Source organism: Enterococcus italicus (assembly GCF_023743875.1).
Lineage (GTDB): Bacteria > Bacillota > Bacilli > Lactobacillales > Enterococcaceae > Enterococcus_G > Enterococcus_G italicus.
The window spans coordinates 2,096,312-2,117,651 of sequence record NZ_JAMRVB010000001.1 but is presented as its reverse complement, the minus strand read 5'-3'; the positions used below and the strand labels follow the sequence as shown (position 1 = coordinate 2,117,651).

The 21,340-nt window shown below is 40.0% G+C and carries 21 protein-coding genes; all 21 read right to left on the bottom strand.

Annotation, left to right across the window (positions count from 1 at the left end):
- Positions 1 to 15: 15 nt before the first annotated feature.
- Complete coding sequence (locus NE257_RS10435) at positions 16 to 885, bottom strand: polyprenyl synthetase family protein (RefSeq protein WP_251886402.1); 870 nt, start codon at positions 883 to 885, stop codon at positions 16 to 18.
- The gene (locus NE257_RS10430; RefSeq protein WP_007207119.1) at positions 882 to 1,103 is read right to left on the bottom strand and encodes an exodeoxyribonuclease VII small subunit; all 222 of its coding nucleotides are present in this window, start codon (positions 1,101 to 1,103) and stop codon (positions 882 to 884) included. The genes NE257_RS10435 and NE257_RS10430 overlap by 4 nt, the downstream gene beginning before the upstream one ends.
- On the bottom strand, positions 1,100 to 2,440 hold the full coding sequence (gene xseA, locus NE257_RS10425; RefSeq protein WP_251854473.1) for an exodeoxyribonuclease VII large subunit: 1,341 nt from the start codon (positions 2,438 to 2,440) through the stop codon (positions 1,100 to 1,102). The genes NE257_RS10430 and xseA overlap by 4 nt, the downstream gene beginning before the upstream one ends.
- Positions 2,437 to 3,288, bottom strand: coding sequence for a bifunctional methylenetetrahydrofolate dehydrogenase/methenyltetrahydrofolate cyclohydrolase (locus NE257_RS10420; protein WP_007207121.1), 852 nt, complete (start codon positions 3,286 to 3,288; stop codon positions 2,437 to 2,439). The genes xseA and NE257_RS10420 overlap by 4 nt, the downstream gene beginning before the upstream one ends.
- A gap of 108 nt (positions 3,289 to 3,396) precedes the next feature.
- On the bottom strand, positions 3,397 to 3,849 hold the full coding sequence (gene nusB, locus NE257_RS10415) for a transcription antitermination factor NusB (RefSeq protein ID WP_251852354.1): 453 nt from the start codon (positions 3,847 to 3,849) through the stop codon (positions 3,397 to 3,399).
- Positions 3,842 to 4,267, bottom strand: a complete 426-nt coding sequence (locus NE257_RS10410) for an Asp23/Gls24 family envelope stress response protein (RefSeq protein ID WP_251854472.1) — start codon at positions 4,265 to 4,267, stop codon at positions 3,842 to 3,844. The genes nusB and NE257_RS10410 overlap by 8 nt, the downstream gene beginning before the upstream one ends.
- A gap of 177 nt (positions 4,268 to 4,444) precedes the next feature.
- The gene (locus NE257_RS10405) at positions 4,445 to 5,509 is read right to left on the bottom strand and encodes a M24 family metallopeptidase (RefSeq protein ID WP_251854471.1); all 1,065 of its coding nucleotides are present in this window, start codon (positions 5,507 to 5,509) and stop codon (positions 4,445 to 4,447) included.
- A gap of 89 nt (positions 5,510 to 5,598) precedes the next feature.
- A complete protein-coding gene (locus NE257_RS10400; protein ID WP_040365987.1) occupies positions 5,599 to 5,991 on the bottom strand; it encodes a DUF956 family protein in 393 nt (130 codons plus the stop codon).
- Positions 5,992 to 6,073: 82 nt separating this feature from the next.
- Entirely contained in the window at positions 6,074 to 6,985 is a 912-nt protein-coding gene (locus tag NE257_RS10395) for a PTS system mannose/fructose/sorbose family transporter subunit IID (RefSeq protein WP_251852351.1), read from the bottom strand.
- 20 nt (positions 6,986 to 7,005) lie between these two features.
- Positions 7,006 to 7,809 carry a PTS mannose/fructose/sorbose transporter subunit IIC gene (locus NE257_RS10390; RefSeq protein WP_251852350.1) on the bottom strand — a complete coding sequence of 268 codons (804 nt, stop codon included), beginning with the start codon at positions 7,807 to 7,809 and terminating at the stop codon, positions 7,006 to 7,008.
- Positions 7,810 to 7,841: 32 nt separating this feature from the next.
- A complete protein-coding gene (locus NE257_RS10385; protein ID WP_251852349.1) occupies positions 7,842 to 8,807 on the bottom strand; it encodes a mannose/fructose/sorbose PTS transporter subunit IIA in 966 nt (321 codons plus the stop codon).
- 11 nt (positions 8,808 to 8,818) lie between these two features.
- Positions 8,819 to 9,325, bottom strand: a complete 507-nt coding sequence (locus NE257_RS10380; protein ID WP_040365989.1) for a mannose/fructose/sorbose PTS transporter subunit IIB — start codon at positions 9,323 to 9,325, stop codon at positions 8,819 to 8,821.
- Between the two features lie 184 nt (positions 9,326 to 9,509).
- Entirely contained in the window at positions 9,510 to 12,359 is a 2,850-nt protein-coding gene (locus NE257_RS10375) for a sigma-54-dependent transcriptional regulator (RefSeq protein ID WP_420871131.1), read from the bottom strand.
- Between the two features lie 37 nt (positions 12,360 to 12,396).
- The gene (locus NE257_RS10370) at positions 12,397 to 12,762 is read right to left on the bottom strand and encodes a DUF1634 domain-containing protein (protein ID WP_007207131.1); all 366 of its coding nucleotides are present in this window, start codon (positions 12,760 to 12,762) and stop codon (positions 12,397 to 12,399) included.
- A complete protein-coding gene (locus NE257_RS10365) occupies positions 12,759 to 13,598 on the bottom strand; it encodes a sulfite exporter TauE/SafE family protein (RefSeq protein ID WP_007207132.1) in 840 nt (279 codons plus the stop codon). Before NE257_RS10365 ends, NE257_RS10370 begins: the two co-directional genes overlap by 4 nt.
- Before the next feature lie 3 nt (positions 13,599 to 13,601).
- Entirely contained in the window at positions 13,602 to 14,159 is a 558-nt protein-coding gene (locus tag NE257_RS10360; protein ID WP_251852348.1) for a GNAT family N-acetyltransferase, read from the bottom strand.
- A gap of 7 nt (positions 14,160 to 14,166) precedes the next feature.
- On the bottom strand, positions 14,167 to 15,066 hold the full coding sequence (locus NE257_RS10355) for a diacylglycerol/lipid kinase family protein (RefSeq protein WP_040365990.1): 900 nt from the start codon (positions 15,064 to 15,066) through the stop codon (positions 14,167 to 14,169).
- 17 nt (positions 15,067 to 15,083) lie between these two features.
- Positions 15,084 to 16,094 (bottom strand): GNAT family N-acetyltransferase, encoded by a 1,011-nt coding sequence (locus NE257_RS10350; protein ID WP_251852347.1) that lies wholly within the window; start codon positions 16,092 to 16,094, stop codon positions 15,084 to 15,086.
- A 104-nt stretch (positions 16,095 to 16,198) separates the two neighbouring features.
- Positions 16,199 to 17,014, bottom strand: a complete 816-nt coding sequence (locus tag NE257_RS10345) for a M15 family metallopeptidase (RefSeq protein ID WP_251886401.1) — start codon at positions 17,012 to 17,014, stop codon at positions 16,199 to 16,201.
- Positions 17,007 to 18,860 (bottom strand): glycoside hydrolase family 13 protein, encoded by a 1,854-nt coding sequence (locus tag NE257_RS10340; protein ID WP_251886400.1) that lies wholly within the window; start codon positions 18,858 to 18,860, stop codon positions 17,007 to 17,009. Before NE257_RS10340 ends, NE257_RS10345 begins: the two co-directional genes overlap by 8 nt.
- Positions 18,841 to 21,276, bottom strand: a complete 2,436-nt coding sequence (locus NE257_RS10335; protein WP_251886399.1) for a glycogen/starch/alpha-glucan phosphorylase — start codon at positions 21,274 to 21,276, stop codon at positions 18,841 to 18,843. The genes NE257_RS10340 and NE257_RS10335 overlap by 20 nt, the downstream gene beginning before the upstream one ends.
- Positions 21,277 to 21,340 lie beyond the last annotated feature (64 nt).

Sequence of the window (21,340 nt, the reverse complement as noted above, 5' to 3'; positions counted from 1 at the left end):
GTTTTCCTCTTTCTATCATAAAGTGAACTTTTCCATCATTGCTTCTAATGCATCCGTCTGATAGCCTTTTTCAGCAAAGTCTTGTACAATCGACCGTGCCTCGTTCACTTGCTTAGTTAACTCGTCTTTTGCTTTTTGGACACCCAATAATTGCGGATAGGTACTTTTTTGTAAGACACTGTCTCGACGGGCTGTCTTTCCAAGTTCTTCAGTGGTAGCTAAGACATCTAACAAATCATCTTTAATTTGAAAAGCCAATCCTAGTTTACGTGCAAAACTATCTAACTGCGCTTGCTCTTTGGCTGAAGCCCCACCGATAATGCCTCCAGCGATTACCGAAAAACGAATCAACTCGCCTGTTTTTCGTGCATGAATTCCTTGCAATTGTTCAAGTGACAGTTGTTTTCCTTCTGCTTCAATGTCCGCAGCCTGACCTGCCACCATTCCCAATGTTCCGGCCGTTTGAGCAAGCAAAGTCAGACAGGCAACTTTCTTGTCATCGGCTAGTTCCGCTTGGCCTAACACTTGAAAGGCTAAAGTCAATAGTCCATCACCTGCTAAAATCGCTAGTGCTTCACCAAACACTTTATGATTGGTTGGTTTTCCTCTTCTTAAGTCATCATTATCCATTGCTGGCAGATCATCATGAATTAATGAGTACGTATGAACCAATTCAACCGCCGCAGCAACTTGGCACACCGCCTGCGACACATTTTTTTGATACAACGCATATGTACTAGCCAAAAGAAGTGGTCGAATTCGTTTCCCACCAGCCTCAACTGAATAACGCATACTTTCAGCCAATTGTTCCTCATTGGTTTGTTCACTAATTGCAGTAAGCATCGTCATTTCGACGGACTCTAAGAAGGCTTGCTTTTCGATCATTTAGCATCGCCTTCTTCAAAAGGAACTTCTTCGTTGTTATCCGTCATTAGTTTTGTTAATGTTTTTTCTGCATTTTCCAATGTTTCCTTGCATTGTTTGCTTAAAACCATCCCTTGCTGAAAAACATCCAGTGCTTCTTCTAATGGCACATCACCTTGCTCAAGGCGTGCGACAATTTTTTCTAATTCTGCTAATGATTCTTCAAATGTTGCGGTCATTCTTTCCCCTCCTCATGCGTTGCCACTACGGTCGTTTGGATTGTGCCATCACTTAGATGAATAGTTAATAAATCATCTACAGCAATATCTACTACCGATTTGACGATTTCGTCATCTTTAGAAACATAGCTATAGCCTCGGTTCATAATCTTCAACGGACTAACCAAATCAAGCGATTGAATGGCATGATTGACTCGTTGTGTGTGAGCTAAATACGCTTGATTCATTGCTTTTTTTAAGCGTTCATCCAAATACCGTTGTTCTTGTACCTCACGCTCATACACACGCATCAATGGTTGATAGGACAAGCGATTCATCACTACAGTCGCCGATTGTTTTTTTGCGAAAAACACGCTTTGCATTTGCTGACTAAGGCGTTGCGAAGCTATATCTAACTGTTGTGCCTTAGATTCGTACAGACGATTTGGTTGCCGAAAAACATAGGAATGAATGGCTTTTGCGTAGCGTTGTTTTTGTCTTTCTAGCTGATACAAAAAGGCTTGCTGCACCCTCATTTTTATTTCTTCTACTCTCAGTAGCTCCTGACTTAAAACAGGTACGGCTAGTTCAGCTGCCGCAGTCGGTGTCGCAGCACGGACATCAGCAACCAAATCAGCAATTGTCGTATCCGTCTCGTGACCCACTGATGAGATAATTGGCGTCTTGGCCGCTACGATGGTGCGAGCCAAGTGTTCATCGTTAAATGGCCATAAGTCCTCAATCGATCCACCACCACGACCAATAATCATCGTATCAAACTGTCCATCCTCTTCCACCCGCTGAATATTCTTGATCAATTCACCGGCAGCTTTTTCCCCTTGAACCACTGTCGGATATAACACAAGCTGCACAATTGGGTAACGTCGGCGCACTGTCGTAATAATATCCCGGATGACTGCCCCACTAGGTGAAGTCAAAATCGCAATTCGCTTCGGATAGGCTGGTAGGGTTTGCTTAGGCAGTTGAAACAAGCCTTCTTTGGCCAATTTCTCTTTTAATTGTGCGTAAGCTTGATACAATGCTCCCACGCCATCTGGCTCCATGTGTTCAATATACAGTTGATAACTCCCACTCGACTCAAATAAAGATATGCGGCCAATGACCAATACCTTCATCCCTTCCTCTGGTTGGAAGGACAACTTCTGAAATGCTCCCTTAAACATGACCGCTGAGAGTTTTGCATGTTCATCTTTAAGGCTAAAATACTGATGATTGGGTCTTAAACGAAAATTAGAAATTTCACCCGTCAGATACACACGTTCTAAGTAAGGATCTGCATCAAATTTACGCTTTAAGTAGGCGGTCATCGCGGTAATACTTAAATATTGTTCACTCACACTGCATTCTCCTGCCTTTTGGCTGCTTCGTACGTTTGAATCATCAACATGGTGATCGTCATTGGACCAACCCCTTTCGGTACTGGCGTAATAAATGATGTCATTGGTGCCACTTCGTCAAATGCAACATCTCCAACCAGCTTGCCATCTTGATCTCGATTCATCCCTACATCAATTACAACAGCTCCTGGCTTAACAAATTCTTTGGTAATAAAATTTCCTCGACCAATGGCTACAATTAAGATGTCAGCCGTTTGGGTCAATGCTGCTAAATCTTCCGTACGAGAGTGGGCAATCGTTACCGTCGCATGACGGGCCAAAAGTAGTTGCGCCATGGGTTTTCCGACAATATTACTTCTACCTACTACAACCACTTTTTTCCCTTCAAGCGGAATGTGGTACGCATCAAACATCTTCATGATGCCATAGGGTGTACAAGGAATCATTTCGGGCTTCCCTAAAAATAATTTCCCTAAATTTAACGGATGAAAGCCATCGACATCTTTCTTCGGATCAATCGCATCCAACACTTTTTCTTCGTCAATCTGAATCGGTAAAGGCAATTGCACCAAAATACCATGAAACGCCGCATCACGATTGTATTGATCAATTCTTGCCAATAACGCTTCTTCTGTCACCGAGGCAGGCAGACGATCCACTTTGGAATGAATGCCAATTCGTTTCGCTGCTAGTTCTTTGTTACGGACATACACCTGGCTCGCAGGATTGTCACCGACTAAGATAACGACCAAGCCTGGTGGATTCTCGAGAGAATCATTGGCGATAGTTTCTTTTAATTCTTGTTGCAATCTTTCTGCTAACCCTTTACCGTCAATAATTGTTGTCATAAAGTTGCCACACCCCTTTTATTTTTTTCATTTTACCATAGTCATAGTAGAGTGAGTAGAGTTGACTCATTTTTTCTCATTTGATAAATCTAAAAAGAAGAAGCTGGGCTATTCGCCATCAGCTTCTAATTTGTTATTAATTGAAGACAAGACACCATTTACAAATTTGCGAGATTGATCATCACTGAATGTCTTTGTTAATTCAATCGCTTCATTCAAAACAACTTTATTCGGAACATCCTCAGCATGTTGCATCTCAAAAATTGCTAGTCTTAAGATCGTAACATCCATTTTCGCCAAGCGACCAATTTTCCAGCCTGGACGCAAAAAAGATTCGATTTCCTTATCAAGTTCATTTTTGTGCTCGCACACACCGGATACCAGCCAATCAAGATAATCAGGGACAAAGTTTTCTTCCTCTTCATCCAACAAATCATATTGATTCACTTCAATCGCATGTGCAATCGCATCTTGTTTTGAAAATTCTGTATTAAAATCTAGAGGGAATAACGACTGTACTGCCATCTCCCGAATATCATGTCTGGATAATTCTTTACTCATTTTCGTCCTCATCATTTTCAAATAATTCATTTAAATCCAACTCTTCAGCCTTTTCAGGAACAATGGCCACCACGTGGATGTTCACTTCCATCAACTCTACATCAGTCATAAATAGCACTTGTTGCTTCACGCTTTGTTGGATATCCATCGCTACTTTCGGAACGGACACGCCATATTTCATATAGCAATACAAATCCACCTTAATCCCATCTTCGTCAATGGTCAGATGAACGCCCTTGCCATGAGCTTTACGTCCTAATAGTTCATTTACATTTGTCGTGAATGTGCCTCTCATACCATAAACACCTTCAACAGTAGCCGCAGCAATACCAATAATTACTTCGATGACTTCAGGCGCAATGACTATTTCACCTAGTTCATGATTCGTATCTAATACGAAGCTTTTTTCTTCAACCATTATGAATTCCTCCATCTCTTTGCACTTTCGATACTGATATGAGAATACTCCATGCGTTCTCGAAAACCATCCATCATTTTTTAAACTAAACAGAAAGAATGTGCAAGAACTTCGGTACTAGTGTATCATTTTCTAGCCTTTTTCGCTATAAAAACTACTAGCAGAACTAGCTAACTATTATAAAATCATGAATTCTTTTGAAGACTTCGTTAACACTTCATTACCAGTGCTTGTGATTAGCAAGTCATCTTCAATTCGCACGCCACCGATTCCAGGCAAGTAAATTCCGGGTTCATCAGTAATAATATTACCTGGAACAAATCGTTTATCCGCACGGAACGATACATTAGGTCCTTCATGAATCTCAAGACCAATGCCATGACCGGTCGAATGACCAAATGCTTCACCATAACCAAATGACGCAATATGATCACGGGCAATTGCATCTAGCTCAATACCTGACATACCTGGTTTTGCTGCATCAATCACTTTTAAATTCGCTTCTAGCACGATTTGGTAGATATCTTTTAGTTTTTGACCTGGATCACCAACGGCAAATGTTCTTGTTTCATCTGAAACGTAGCCGTCATAATAACAACCAAAGTCAATCGTAATTAAATCGCCTTTTTCAATAACTTTTTCACTGGCAACACCATGTGGCATCGCAGAGCGTAAGCCACTAGCAACAATCGTATCAAATGACACACACGTCGCGCCCAGTGAACGCATATAAAAGTCTAATTGATTGGCTACTTCAATTTCAGTCATCCCTGGTTTGATTGTATTCCAGATATGTTCGATTCCTTTATCTGCAATTTCGCAAGCTTTTCTGACTGTTTCAACTTCATGATCTTCTTTCATTTCACGCAATTCTTCAATCATACCCGAGATTGGCACTAATTCAGAGGTTTCGATTAGGTCTTCTAACTGGCCATATTGCGCAAAACTGACAAAGGCTTCCTCAAAACCTAATGATTTAATCCCATCTTTTTGGCAAAGTTGGGCGACTTCGTCAAAGATTGGGCCTGTATTTTTCACGATTTTATATTCTTGCGCTTGTTTTGCTGCTTGTTCAGTATAACGAAAATCCGTTACAAAATAAGCGTTTGTCAAGGTAATGACTGCTAAACCAGTCGTACCTGTAAAATTGGTTAAATAACGTAAATTGTAAGGACTTGTTATTAAAAAGCCATCAATTCCTTCATTTTTCATCGCAGAACGTAATTTTTCTACTCGTGACATTGTTCTTCCTTCTTTCATAAAGTAATCTATCTTATTATAACAAACTTTAAACAAATAAGTTAAAAGACACAAAAAAAGATTGATTTTCATCAATCTTTTTCTTTCTTTTGTCTTTTTTTGCCGATTGCTTTAAAAGAATTGTTTAAAACATCAAAAAAACCTAATGATCGCACCATTTTGTCAGGATGAACATATTCTCTAATTGCACGTAACACTTGCTTGGGATTTTTTGCGGAAAACGTATACGTGCCACTCTTTTTAGTCTTTAGTGCAAAGCGCGGAATCCATTTCCCTTTAAATAGCACTGAGGCCACGACACAATCCACCTCTTCCCATGGAATTTGAATAAATTTTTTTGCATCGCGATCACTATAAAATTCAAATGCTTTGTCGCCAATCATGATCTTGCCATATTCATTTAATCCTGTAAATGACGTACCATCTTTTACTAAATCCACTTTCGCATTCAGTGATTGAACCATTGCCATCCTCCTAGTTTGTCTCAGTATAACAAAAAAAACAGAGCAATGCCACTTAGCGCATGGCATCGCCCTAGTCTAGTTTTTACATTAACCCAATCAAGTGAGCGACAATACCGATAACAAATAAGCCTAAAATAATCAAGATTGGTGAAACTTTTTTCTTTAATAACCACATACAAGCAAGGGTAATTAATAAAGCAGCAAGACCTGGTATTAAACTATCTAAGTTGTTTTGCAAAGTTGTTACTTTTGTATCAGACAAAGATAAGCCTGCACTTTGTTGCTCTAATGCCGATTTGATACCAGCGGCACCCGAAGGCAATTTGTCCCAATCAATATATGCACCTGTGTCTAATTTAACGGAAGATACGGTTGGTTTGAACGAAACAGAAACCCAGCGATTTACTAGGGCACCTAGGATAAACATCCCTAAAATCGACGCACCTTTTGTAATATCTTGTAAGACACCGCCTGATAAATCTTCCGTGATTTTTGATCCAGCTTTGTAACCAAACTCTTGTGTATACCACATGAAGGCCATCCGAATCGCATTCCATGCGACAAAGTAAAGAATCGGACCAATGATACTACCACCCATAGCCAAAGATGCTGCCAAAGCGCCTAGGATTGGTTTCACTGTGAACCAAAATACCGGATCACCAACCCCTGCTAAAGGTCCCATCATCCCAACTTTTACCCCTTGAATCGTAACATCGTCGACTGGAGCACCATTTGCACGTTCTTCTTCAAGAGCCAAAGTCACCCCAATAATTGGTGATGCTACATAAGGATGGGTATTAAAGAATTCTAAGTGACGCTTCAATGCCGCAATTCTATCTTCCTTATTTGGGTACAATCTCTTGATAGCCGGAATCATTGTATATGCCCAGCCACCATTTTGCATCCGTTCATAATTCCATGATCCTTGAAGGAATGTAGAACGCCACCAAGTAGAGATACGATCTTTTTTCGTTAATTGAATTTTATTTTCCATAACTTGTGTCGCCTCCTTCTTTAATAGTTATCAATAATATCGCCTAGAGGATCACCTGTATTACCACCATTTGATCCAGATCCACCTTGTTTCGATAGTGCCAAGTAAATAAGTGCCAATGATACACCAATTGCTCCTAGTCCAATTAAAGTAATTTGTGAAACGGTTGCTAAGACAAAACCAATGGCAAAGAATGGCCAAACTTCACGGGTTGCCATCATATTGATAACCATCGCATAACCAACCGCTACAACCATCCCCCCACCAATTGCTAGACCACTTGTTAACCAAGTAGGCATTGCTTCTAACATGGCTTTCACAGGACCTTCACCAACTGCTAAGATTAATGCAGCGGGAATAGCGATCCGAATACCTTGCAAACAAATGGCTGCAATTTGCCAAAATTCAATTTTAGCAATGTTTCCTTCATTGGCCGCTGCATCCATAAAATGAACAAAGGCTGTCGTAATTGTTCTCACGATGATAGTTAACAATAATCCAGCGACAGCTAGTGGTACGGCAATCGCGATGGCTGAAGACACACCAGACTCACCTTGTCCACCTAAAATAAGAATAATAGCTGAAGCGACTGCTGCTAAAGCGGCATCAGGTGCTACAGCAGCACCAATATTTGACCAACCTAGTGCAATCATTTGTAATGTTCCACCTAAGATTAGACATGGCAATAAATTACCTGTTACTAATCCAATCAGTGTACAAGCAATAACTGGTTGATGGAAATGAAATTCATCGAGGATTCCTTCCATCCCTGCCAGAAATGCTACAACAATGACTAATATAATCTGAATAAAATTTAATTCCATAATTGTTGTTCCTCCATTTCTTTAAGATTCCCCTATTTTTGTCGGTTTAATTCTTCCTGTGCTTTACGCAAGATATCATCCATATCACCTTTTGAATCATTCGGCACTTTTCTAACATCAAACGTTATACCAGCTGATTTCAGCTTTTTAAATGTATCAATATCATTTTGATCAAAAGCTAATACTTTATTCGGTTGAACTTTTCCGATTGAATGTGCCATCGAACCAACATTAATTGTCTTCAATGGAACGCCACCTTCGACTGCTCGCAAAGCATCTTGAGGGTTTTCAAATAATAACATTGCTTTTTGACCACCAAAATGTTTATCATCTTTTGCTAATTCAATCATCTTCTCTACTGGTACAACGTGTGCTTTCACACCAGGAGGAGCTGCTTGTTGAATTAATTTTTTCCGTAATTCATCTTTTGCTACATTATCGGACACGACAATAATTCTTGTTGGTTGTGTTTCTTTCGTCCATGCAGTAGCAACTTGTCCATGTAAAAGTCGTGAATCGATACGCGCTAAGACATACTTGAATGTACCTGGTGCACCGGCTGATGATACTTGTTGAACGGCAGCTGTCGTTGTTGGTGCCAATGAATCCGGACGAACCTTTACCCCTTCTTTCGCTGGTGAAAGTATTTGAGCGGCGATTTTTCTTGCGGAAGTTTCACTTAATCGACAAGCAAATGCTTCAATAACCATTGGTAAATTCATACCTGCAACAATTGCCCACTGATCTTTGTGTTCTTCATACAAACTATTCGCTTGATTAAAAGGGGTCCCACCCCATAAATCAACTAAGAATAAGACTTCATCTTGGTTTTCAAAGCCCGCAACAGCTTGAGTCATTTTTGCTTTTACGTCATCAGGACCTTCACTAGGCATTAATGTAACTGCGGTAACATCTTTTTGTTCGCCAAAAATCATCGTTGCTGATTGTAGTATTCCTTTGGCAAATTCGCCATGGCTAGCTAAGATAATTCCTACCATTCTTTTCCCTCCTATACATTTTTGTTTGCAACATTCTTTTCTTTCTCTAACAAGTCCATCAAGTTCACTTTGCGATCTGCTGGTACTTTACGCAATTCCAGTTCAATTCCTCGATGGTTTAAATAATAAAAGGCCTGTCTGTCTTTTTCATCAATTGACACAAAGTTCGTCACCATATGCTTGCCTGCTTGAAATCGCATCCCACCAATGTTCACAGAATGAATAAACATCCCTCCTTGTACCAAACGAACGACATCTTGCGGATTTGTAAATAAGAGCATAATCTGTTGTTGCATGAATAAATAATGCGTACAAACCCTTAAGAGCTGTTCAATCGAAACAACATTCGTCCGGATACCCGGCGGTGCTGCTTCATTAAGCAATACTTTTCGAAATGGATCTCTTGCTACTTCATCACCGACTACGATGATTCGCTCGATTCCAGTTGCTTTCGTCCAAGCTGTTGCCACCTGACCATGAATCAACCGATCGTCGATGCGTGCCAAACGGATCGTCATGACTTGTTCCCTCCATTTCGTTTTTCTGACGAATGTCGCCACACTCCTTTCACCTTTATCATAAGCAATTTCTATGCCAACTTTTCATACACTAAAAAAGATCGATATGACGCTTTTTTTTAAAGAAATAAAAAAAGCAATACACTAATTTTAGTGTATTGCTCAGTGTATAATTAACTCGAACTTATACACTACCCCTCTCTTCTCGACGGTAGCGTATCATTTCACTTAAATAATATTCTTCGGCAATAGGAATGGTCAATTGAAATATAGCCCTTAGTTGCTGCATAAATTCGTGAAGCGCTGGATATCCCTCCCAAGCCATCGCTTCAGCTTTTTCACTCTCACTGACATTTAGTGGCTGTTTAAGCAAAATACGTTCCAACATACTACTGCAATGGATTGAGACGTTTGTTTGAAATGAATAATCTGTATCTGGCAAAGAAAATTGTTTGACCATCTCCGCAGACATCTTCCATAATGCATCAATCACCTTATCAGGATTCAAAAAGGTGACGGTTTCAGAAATAAATTGTTTACATGCTTGTTTTCGTACAGACTCATTAGTAGTTTCATAGGAAAAATCTTGCTGAATCGCATCTTCTTCTTGTTCAAAGAAAAGATATTCTATTAGTTCATCGATGTCGGAATTGATAAAATGCTCCAATGAAATAAATGGTGCCCCGATATTCGGATTCACAACGCCAGTAGACGCCACGACATCATATTCTTTTAAGAGCTTTGGCAATTCATTCGTTAGATTAACAATCGACAGTGTTTCTACGACGACATCGTGAATATAGTGCTGGTTTAAAGCCTCTACAATAATTTCTTTTACTTGCTTAGCCGTCCCTTCACCAGAGGCACAGATTGCTAAAATAGCTTTAACTTTTATTTCTTTCGGTACCACAACACTTTTTTCTCCTAATTGACCGTAGCCTCTGAACTCTTTTAACGATTCGTAGATATTTTCCAAATCATTTCCAGGGACTGAAGCTTTTCTGGCTGCCTCTAATACACTTGGTGTAGTGACCATATCAAGCGACCGAATGGTGATACCTGTTTCTCGTTGGATACGGTCTTGGAATGTCGCAAGCGAACCCATATCGACTAATAATAAGACCCCACTGCGCTGGTTCACCTTTTGCACGGCTTGAACAACTTTTTCATACGCTATTTTGGGCGACATGTCTAGCGGCATATCTACGGCGGCAATGTGGTCTACCTCTAATAATTTTTTGACGACCTCGACCATGCTTGTCGCCGTACTGTCCCCATGCGCAGCAACTACGACCCCTATTTGGCCATGTATCGTAGCATTCTTTAATGAAATTAAGAGTACCGCCAAATAGTCCTCCTCTACTTGCGGAATATCCAACCGGAAGTATTCAGATAAATAGAGGCGAATTTCTCGCGCCATGGCCAATTCTTCCGGATAAGTAGCCACCATTTCACGAATATTGTCGTTGGAATATCTTAAGTCACCCAACTGTATTTTTTTCATAAATGAACTAATATGGAGACTCATTGCATATAAAAAGTTCTGTTGGAAAACGTCGCCAATTTTTTCAACCACCATTGTATAAATCTTATTGGTTACATCAATTACTTTTGCATCGACAAATTCACTTAACTTATTCTCTGATTGAAAGGAAAAACCATGATTTTTGTAAAACGACTTCAAATGAATATTAATGTCGGTCGAAATAAAATGGTGAATCGCCTCTTGGTCGACACCCTCCGCTTTTAATAACGCAGCTTTATCCCCGATAATATCGTACAAATTATAAGGTAATTCATACGAATCCGTCTGAATACTGCTTTTAGAATCACCCGGATGTACCACCATCTTAGGATTAAGTAGTTTAGCAAGTGACACTTGGGTCTGACGTTTGTTGGCAATTTGAACTAGTCCACTGCGCACCCCTTCTGGTATATCCTCAAGTGTGATATCAATTTGATCATGATACATGTGATTTAAAAATCCTCGAGCGCAAACCAGTTGGACATTTGATTTTAGTTGACCGATATTGCCAAACGTAACGCCACCAATCAATGCTTTGACGACATCTTCAGTTAACGAAATGGTTCGTTCAATTCGGTTGGCTTCTTGCGCGACCATTACTTGGACTAAATCAATCTTTTCTGCGTCGGGTCGCTCTTCAAATGATGGAAGCTGAATCGTGATCGGAATCCTTCGTAAAAATGTCCCCAACAGTGCTGAAGTTGGATTTTCTGTCGTTGCGCCAATAATTCGCACATTCGCCTGACGATTTTTGCCACTTTCTCCGAGACGACTATATTTGCCATGATCCATAAAATAAAAAATCATTTCTTGTCCTTCTGGGGGCAAGCGATGGATTTCATCTAAAAAGAGCATACTTTGATCTGCTTCTTCGATAATCCCTGGCTTATCATGATCCGCCCCAGTAAAGGCACCCTTAGCATAGCCAAACAAATGACTCATCAATAATTCCGGATTATGAGCATAGTCTGCACAATTAAAAACAGTTAATTCTTTCGTTGCGCCGATGACTTCATTTTGACGGGCAAACTGAAACATCGCGTGAGCAAAAAAAGTCTTACCTGAACCAGTCGGACCAGTTATCAGACAATTTAAGCCTTTAGGTGGATACAAAATGGCCGCTTTTGCTTGTTCACCGGCATTTTTCATCGAACCATTAATCCCTATCACACTGGCAAACACATCTTGCTTAGAATGAAGCAAATGGTTTGTTGGTTTTTTGGGAGGATCTTCTTTGTAACTTTTTACGTATTTTTCTTGCTGAAAAAGGCGACCGACTTGAGCGTCAGAAGAAATATGCTGTGAATCTAGTAAGTGATACGTTACAGGACGGCCATCCGATTTTTTTAACTTTCCTTGCCGAACTAATTCATTTAAATCCTTACTGACATTGGAACGCTGCATAGCCAGTTTTTCTGCCAATTCTTTCGTTGTCCAACCGATTCCACCTTTTTTGTTTTCTCTGTCAGCAACCATAAATTGATAGATTGATTCCATACGATTTGACAATTCTTCTCACGCTCCTCTTTCTCACCGCGCTGACTAGCTATTCATACATACCATAAACAAAACTACTAAGTAACACAATTAAAACAACGACCGTTATGCCCACATAGAGCCAATCTTTTTCTTTGGCGAATGACCAGATAGATACAATGACACGTAGGACTGGTGTCAGAATCAATAAAAACAAGCCGGTATAAATAATTGCTTGTGCTTGCAAACCAAGCAACTGATTTAAATAAAAAGAAAACGACAATAATTGTTTAGCTTGTATGTCTGGTTGATTTGGGAAAAGAAGTGATAAGACAAAACCAAAAATAAGGACACAAGCTGAACCATATGTACCAATGGCCAGTATCTTCCCAATGAGTGCTTCAACTCGCGCTAACTCTGCCTCTTCTGAACTCAATTAAGCCACCCCATTCCTTTCACAACCATTTGGACACCCAAATACAATAAGACTGGCACAAACAACATTCGTAGTGTCCGGGCTTTAAGTCTAGGCATAACTCTTGTCCCAACACTAGCTCCTACTAACACCCCAATGGCAATTGGCCCAGCAATTAACGGCTGAATTGATCCATTAAACAAGTAAATCGTCGCACTTGCTGCAGCTGTTACCCCCATCATTAGATTACTTGTCGCACTTGAGGGCTTTAAGGGCATTTTCATAATCGTATCCATGGCTAGCACTTTAAAGGCACCACTACCAATACCTAATAACCCACTAGCAATCCCGGCACCAAACATCATAGAAAACCCGCCAGTCAAATGAGTCAGCTCATAAGAGATTTCTCGCTGCTCCTGTTTGTCGTAATAACGTCCATTTAAGTTTAACCGAGCGACTGTTTTACTCACTGGACCTTGATAGAGATGGTCTTTTTTTATAAAGAGAATTTTCTTCGCCATATTGTACGCTGAAAATAGCAACAATGCCCCAAAAAAGACATATAAAATCTGTGGGGCAAAGATGCCTGTCAATAACGCGCCGACAATGGCTCCGATAGTCGTCGCGATTTCTAAAAACATGGCTACTCTAAGATTCAATAAATCATCTTTAAGATACGCAATACTAGCACCTGAACTTGTAGCAATAACCGAAATGACACTTGCACCAATTGCATATTTGATATCTAAGCCAAAAGCCAACGTCAGCATAGGGGTAATAATAATGCCTCCCCCTAGTCCCAATAATGCTCCTAAAAAGCCGGCGACTATGCCACATGCCACATATAACAAACTCATTTCCTACCCTCCAACAAATTCATTTGGTATAAATGGATTTGGACTTCCCTGTATGGGTTGCAATTCTTTTTGCATCCATAATACATCTAACCATTCACCATTTTTATACCCTAAATTAGGAAAATATGCGACTTCACGATAGGCGAATTTTCCATGAAAACCGACACTTTCGGCATTACCAGCAGTGATACAAGCAAGCAAAACATAGACATTTTGCTTTTTGAGCTGTTCTTCAAGTGCATGATGCAATACACTACCCCCACCTCGACCTTTCAATGATTGATCCATATAAATACTTGTCTCCACAGTCCAATCATACGCTGTCCGACCTTTATAGGTACTCGCATAGGCATAACCTACTATCTCACCTTCACTTGATTCGCAAACCAAATAAGGATATCTCTGCTGAATCGTTTTGACGCGTTGGGTAAATTCGTCTATAGACGGCACATCGTATTCAAATGTGATTGCGGTCTTCTCCACATAAGGTGTATAGATTCGAAGTAACTCCGCCACATCTGTCAGTTCAGCACTTCTTACAATCCATTGCTTATCTGCCATTCATTCTTCACTTCTCTTCTCCATAAAATACAGTCAAATGATTTTCTAATACTTCTACTTTAATTGGTAAATTCTCACCTGGATCGCCGTCGATATTGGTTTCCAATTCTCCATCTGAAAGCAAGGCAATTTCTCCTTTTTTAAATGTTTTGTACGTCACATTTTCAGAAGAAATTTCGACGCCTTTGATTAGCTCAGGTACACTTTTCACCATATCCAAAAAGGATTGATCATTCAAATACATCAGGTGCAAGTTGCCATCATCGACGTCTGCTTTTGGCAATAATGTTTCAAAGCCACCGATTGAATTCGTCAATCCAATTAATAGCAAGCTGCTTTTGACTTGCTCTGCTTCATCATCTAACACTAAATCAAATTCATAGCGATCGCTTTGCAACAAATACTTCACACCTGAAACGAAATAAGCCAATTTTCCCATCTTCGTTTTATCTTCTGAATCAACATCATTGATAGCCTCTGGAATTGTTCCAACCGCAATCACGTTCATAAAATAGGCATCGTTCACTTTACCAATGTCCAATTTTTTTAAACGATCCAATGACAATTGTTCGATGGCTTCTTTTGCATCCATTGAAAAGTTTAGCGCTCGTCCTAAATCATTCACAGTCCCTAATGGTACGAACCCGAAAAGAGGGCGGTGTTCTTTTTCTGCCAACCCATTAATGACTTCGTTGACCGTTCCATCGCCACCCATCGCAAACACTGCATCATACGCTTGATCTGCTGCTAAGCTAGCAAATTCTTTTGCATCGCCTTCTTTTTCTGTTTCTTTTACCTCGACCTCTTCAAACATCGTCTTTAATTTTGCTTCAATCTGCTTACGGTACTCACCCGCTTGTTCTCCACCTGAGCTAGGATTGATAATAACCATTGCTTTCTTTTTCATAAGTTTTTCCTCCCTCATTAGTTAATCAAGAGCTTTTTTAAAATGATTTGATCCTTGACTGGCAACTGATTTTCAAAAATTGGCTGTTCGTAGTGCCTTAAGAAATAATTTGGTACAATTTCACTGCAACGAAACCCTAGCTTTTGATACAAGTATAATTGTTTCAAACTAGTCGTACTCGTTTTTATCACGATACTCTGTTTTGCTTGTTGTCTAGCAAATTGTTCAGCAAAGGAGAGTAAAAAAGATCCATATCCTTGATTTTCATAAGAAGGCTTGATAACAAGATTTACTATTTCTACTGAATCGGGCTGCTGATTTCCCAAAACAATCGCGCCTACAAGCTCATCGGCTACCGCCAAGACAAAATAGCTTACCTCACCATAATTGGCAATCTGCAAAGGATCAGGATCGGCCGATAATAACAGCTCCATTACCTCTTTGTTTGGTTGTTCAACGGGGTAAATGGTCTTGCTTGAATTTTTTTTAATCAAATATTGTTCCTTCGTGACACCATACATCACTTGATTGACAATGCCTTGGTTGTTTTTACTCCGTTGGGGGTGAACTCCTTCAAACTTCATACCCGCTTTAGCCATCACCATACCCGAAAATTGATTTTCTTCGTCATGAGTGGCCTCCACACGATTGGTATCCGTAGAATCAAATAAAAAGGAGATAACTGCAGTCAACGCTTCTGTCATATAGCCATGGTGCCACCAGTTCTTCCCTAAAACATAGCCAATTTCTTTGACTTTTACCTGCTCATCGCACGCAATGACATCCAGGCGACCAATCATCTTTTGGGACTGTTTCTCAACAATCGCCCAATGAAATAACCCATCTATCTGGTTTTCAGCAATCATCAGTCGCAAATGTTCCTCGACCGTCTCTATAGACCGATGTGGTGGCCAAGTGAGATACTTTGTCGCTTCCTCATCGCTTGCCCAGTGATCAAACATCTCTTTGGCATCTGATTGCTCAAATTTCCGTAAAAGTAAACGATCTGTTTCAATTTTTTGATCCATATACTCCCCACCTTTTTCTTTAGTATACCAAATAGATCATGAGATAGAAAAACAACTAGTAGCCGATCTCCAGAATTAATTGAGTGTCAACTACTAGTTGTTTTTTATTTTTGCTGTACTTTTGAAACCTGTTCAACAAACTCTTCTAACGTGAGATTGTTTTTAACCATGTACTCGGCATTCTCTTTACCGACATAACGAATATGCCACGGTTCATAATCAATTTTAGTAATTGCCATTTTCCCTTCAGGATAACGAATGATAAAACCATACTGCGCTACGTTTGCCGCTAACCACTTGCCACCGTCAGTTTGTCCAAAATTCGAATGCAATAACTCTGGTGAATAGTTCGTGTACCAACTTTGATCCACTACATCTAAAGCCAGGCCGGTGTGATGTTCACTGTACCCAGGTTCGGTCATTGTTTGTTTGGCATCGGCAAGCGCTTCGTCATACGTCATCCCACTCGCCATTTTTTGTTGAATCGCAGCATTTAATATCTTTTCTTGATAGGCGACTGAACGATACGCCGAAACGATCACTAAAGGATAGCCTGCCGCTTGGGCCGCTGCCTCTAACTCTCCAAAAGCTGGCACAATATTTTTGTTCATTTGAAATGCGCCAACTGTTGCTAATGTCGTAGCTTCATCAATGCTTGTCGTTAGCTTATGATCTGGACCGACTAACAGTATCTCCCACGACTGTAAATCAACATTTTTTAAAAATTTTTGCTCAGCTGTCTCGGTTTGCGAAGTTGTTGTGCTACTTATAGTAGATTGGGACGTGGCTTTTTCCGTTGTCCGCCCCATCCTTGCGACCCACATAATCCCAATAACAACGACCAAAAGAATCGTTGCTAGGGTAATTTTTTCTAGTTTTTTCTTTTTTTGCAGTTTCTTTCTTTGTTGATTTCTACCCATTGATCTGACCACCTATTTTTTGTTCATCTTTAAAGGTTGCTAACCAAAAATCGCTGCCTGCTATTTTTTCTGGTAGTTGCTTGGTTACACGTTCAATAAATTGATTCGTCACATCCACACTTCTTAACCAGTGAATGCCATGAAAATCAATGGTTTGCTCTCTCTCGGATGGATTCACGAATAAGACCGTCCATTCATCTTCATAAATACGCAAGCAACCAAATAGTTCTCCTTGATAGAAAAAATTGGTATCGCCCCTTTGTAACGAACGATGTGCCTTTCTATAATTGATCCACCGTTGACAAAATTGCACAACTCGTTGGTTTTCATTATGCCAAGGAAAGAATGCTCGATTGTCCGGATCTGCCTCACCTTTCATCTGCCTCTCATCGCCATAATACAAACAAGGAACACCTGGAAGGACAAATAATAAGCTTAACGCTAATAAAAATTTGTGTTCATTTTCGTAAAGCTCAGAATAGATACGCTTGGTATCATGTGTTCCGACATTTGTTAACGACTGCAAAACAAACTGAAGCGGATAATTTTCAAGCAGACGAGTTAGTTTTAGGCATATCTGATCGACTGAAGAGCGATGCAACAATAAATCTAATACTGCTTCACGAAACGGATAATTCATAACGCCTTGCAGATTATCGCCAAAGACATAGTTTCTACGATTTCCATACGAGACCTTATTTGAGGCATCTTCCCAGACTTCCCCAATCAAAATTTTGTGTTCGTACTTAGCCAATGTGGCTCGGATGCCTTCAATGAACACGTCCGGTAGCTCATCTGCCACGTCTAAGCGCCATCCATCAACCCCCATCGACGTCCAATAGTCAATCACATTAGTTTCGCCAGCATAAATCATTTCTTGAAAAGACTGACACTCTTTATTGACTTCAGGCAAATCTTTAATCCCCCACCAAGATTGATAATCGGAAGGATAATCAGTGAAGGTAAACCATGGATAGTACTCACTCGCTTGAGTACGACTAGCACCTACATTATTCCCATAGCGTCCATCTTGATTGAAATATCTACTATTTTTCCCCACATGACTAAACACCCCGTCCAAAATCACTCGGATATTATTTTGATGTAGTGCTTGGATAAGCGACACGAAATCTTCCTTCGTGCCAAGCAATGAATCAATTTCAAAATAGTCGTTTGTGTCGTAGCGATGATTGCTATCAGCCAAAAAAATAGGATTTAAATAGACAATCGTGACACCTAAGTCTAGCAAGTAGGGAATTTTTTCTTCGATTCCTTTTAATGTTCCCCCGAAAAAATCCCACCGAACGACATCTCCCGCTTGATTTTTAATATACATCGGACTGTCTGATTGATTGCCGTAAATAAAGGTCTTCTTTCGATCAACTAGCAATTGATGATTCGCGAGATGACTGTGAAAGCGGTCTGGAAAAATTTGATAAGCCACGCCATCTACATACCAAGGAACATACTCCTCTTCGTCATAGCAAGTCAACTGAAATTCTTTTAGCTGATGCAATTGATCGACAGACTTGCCGATACCATCGGAATTGTCCTCTTCACCATAATAAACGGTCGTAAGCGATTGATCAAATGATTCTTGAATCATAAATGAGTAAAAATACAACCCTTTCTCCGTTAATGAGAAGCGGCACTCATACCAATGAGTGTCAATTTTTGCCATGGGAAGTTGCAAGATTTCCGAACCTTCTTTGCGATAACGACAATAGACATATGGCTCAACACTAGAGGCCACATAAATTCGGATAGTCACTTCATGATGGGTAGCAATCGCGCCAAATGGCTGTTTGTAATAATCCCCCCAAGGATTAAAGCGTATATGGGACATACTTCTCATCCTTTGCTTTGCGACTCTTTGGCTTCGCTTCGATTTGCCAAATATCTTCTGCATATTTCATCACCGTATAGTCAGCTGAAAAGCGACCAGCATTGGCGACATTGATTAAACTCATTTTTAACCAACGTTCTTGGTTCTGGTAGGCTTTTTCTATTTCTTTTTGCGCGTTAACATAGGCTTCGTAATCTCGCAATACAAAAAATTCATCGTTGTATGTCAAAAGAGAATCAAAAATTTCTTTCCCTTCTTGGTAAATATTGGCAATCGTGCCATCCACAAAAGAATCCACGACTCGTTTTAGTTTAGGTAAGGCTTCGTAGTAACTATACGCATGGTAGTTTGCTTGCTCATAATAGTCATAGACCTGTGATTCAGTCAGACCAAAAATAACAATATTTTCGTCTCCTACTGCATCTCTAATTTCGATATTCGCCCCATCAAGAGTAGCTATCGTAATCGCGCCATTTAACATTAATTTCATATTGCTCGTACCCGATGCTTCCTTAGATGCTAATGAAATTTGCTCACTTACATCGGCCGCGGGTATAATGACTTCCGCCAAACTCACACTGTAATCTTCTAAAAAGACAATGCTTAATTTATCAGATACTTCCGGATCTTCTTGAATCATTTTCCCTACTTCATTAATGACCTTAATAATCGATTTCGCATAATGGTAACTAGGAGCCGCCTTCGCACCAAAGATAAAGACGCGCGGCTGAATATCTGTAAACCCTTCTTCTTTGATTTCAAAATAAAGAGTGAGAATATGAAGTAAGTTTAATAATTGCCGCTTGTAGGCATGCAATCGTTTGATTTGAACATCAAAAATAGCATGTTCATTGATTCTAACCCCTGTCTCTTGCAAGATAAAGGCTGCCAACCGTTCTTTATTGGCTTGCTTTGCTTGTTGCAGTTGCTTATGCACAGCTTTATCCTCACTATAATTCATTAAGAGATGCAAGTCATTGGCCTCATAGCGCCATGTTTGACCAATTGTTTTATCAAGGACAGTTGAGAGAGAGGGATTAGCTAGTTGTAACCAACGACGCTCTGCAATGCCGTTTGTTTTATTGTTAAAGCGATCTGGATAAAGTCGGTAAAAGTCATGCAACACGACAGTTTTTAATAAATCAGAATGCAACTTGGCAACACCGTTTGTACTATGACTTCCGATAATTGCCAAATGTGCCATGTGAACCAAACCGTCAGAAATAATTCTGGTCCGCTGAATCAATTCCCAATCAACAACACCCGTCATTTCTTCTACGAAACGACGATCAATTTCTTCGATTATTTGATAAATACGAGGTTGCATGGATTGCAACATTTCCACAGACCACTTTTCTAGAGCTTCTGACATAATCGTATGGTTCGTGTAACTCATTACTTTGACAGTTAAATTCCACGCACGCTCCCAGCTCATTTTTTCCTCATCTAATAACAGACGCATGAACTCTGCCACACACATGGCAGGGTGCGTATCATTAATATGAATTGCAACAAATTCATCCAAATTTTGCATTTTTTGCTGCTTCGTTTTGAAATGGCGTAAAATACTTTGTACACCTGCAGAAACAAAGAAATATTCTTGCATCAAGCGTAAACGACGACCTTCTTCGTTGGAATCATCTGGATATAAGACAGAAGTCAAATCTTGGATAGCTCTTCGTTGCTCGATACTACGATAATGGCTCTCTTCCGAAAGTGGAATCTCAGCATCCCACAGCCTTAACGTATTGACTGTTCCATTACGGAAACCAACCATTCCCGTATCATAAGGAACCGCACGAACAATCGTTGGATCCTCATGAACGGGAACGATGGTGCCATCATCAAGCTTATTTAGGCGGACATAGCCATTAAAATAGACATCCACCGACTTACTTTCACGACGAACTTCCCATAAATTCCCTCGTGCTAGCCATTCATTTGGTAGTTCCACTTGGTATCCATCGATAAATTTTTGTTTAAATAAACCATATTTGTAGCGGATGCCATTGCCATTACCCGGCAGTCCTTCAGAAGCAATCGAGTCCATAAAACATGATGCTAATCTTCCTAAACCACCATTTCCTAGCGCCATATCTGGTTCTTGCGCTACGACATCGTCTAATTGAATCCCTAAATCAGCAAGAGCAGCTTGAACCGTGTCCAGCCACCCCATATTTAATAAATTACTTTTCATCATTCTTCCAGGTAAAAATTCAATCGAAAAATAATAAACCTGTTTTTGTTGCTCATAATCGTAGTTACTCCATGTATGGCGCCAATCTTTTGCGTAACTAGAGCGAATGAGCGTGCCAAGTGTCGTGTAGATTTCAAAAAGTGAGGCATCCTCAACGGAAATCGCAAATTTTTCCGTTAACAAATCCAAAAATTTCTTTTTAAAAGCCGTTTTATTCATCGTTGTCACACCCATCTTTTGATTTTAAAATATGAGCAAAGCTGGTCACAATGGATTCCCCTTG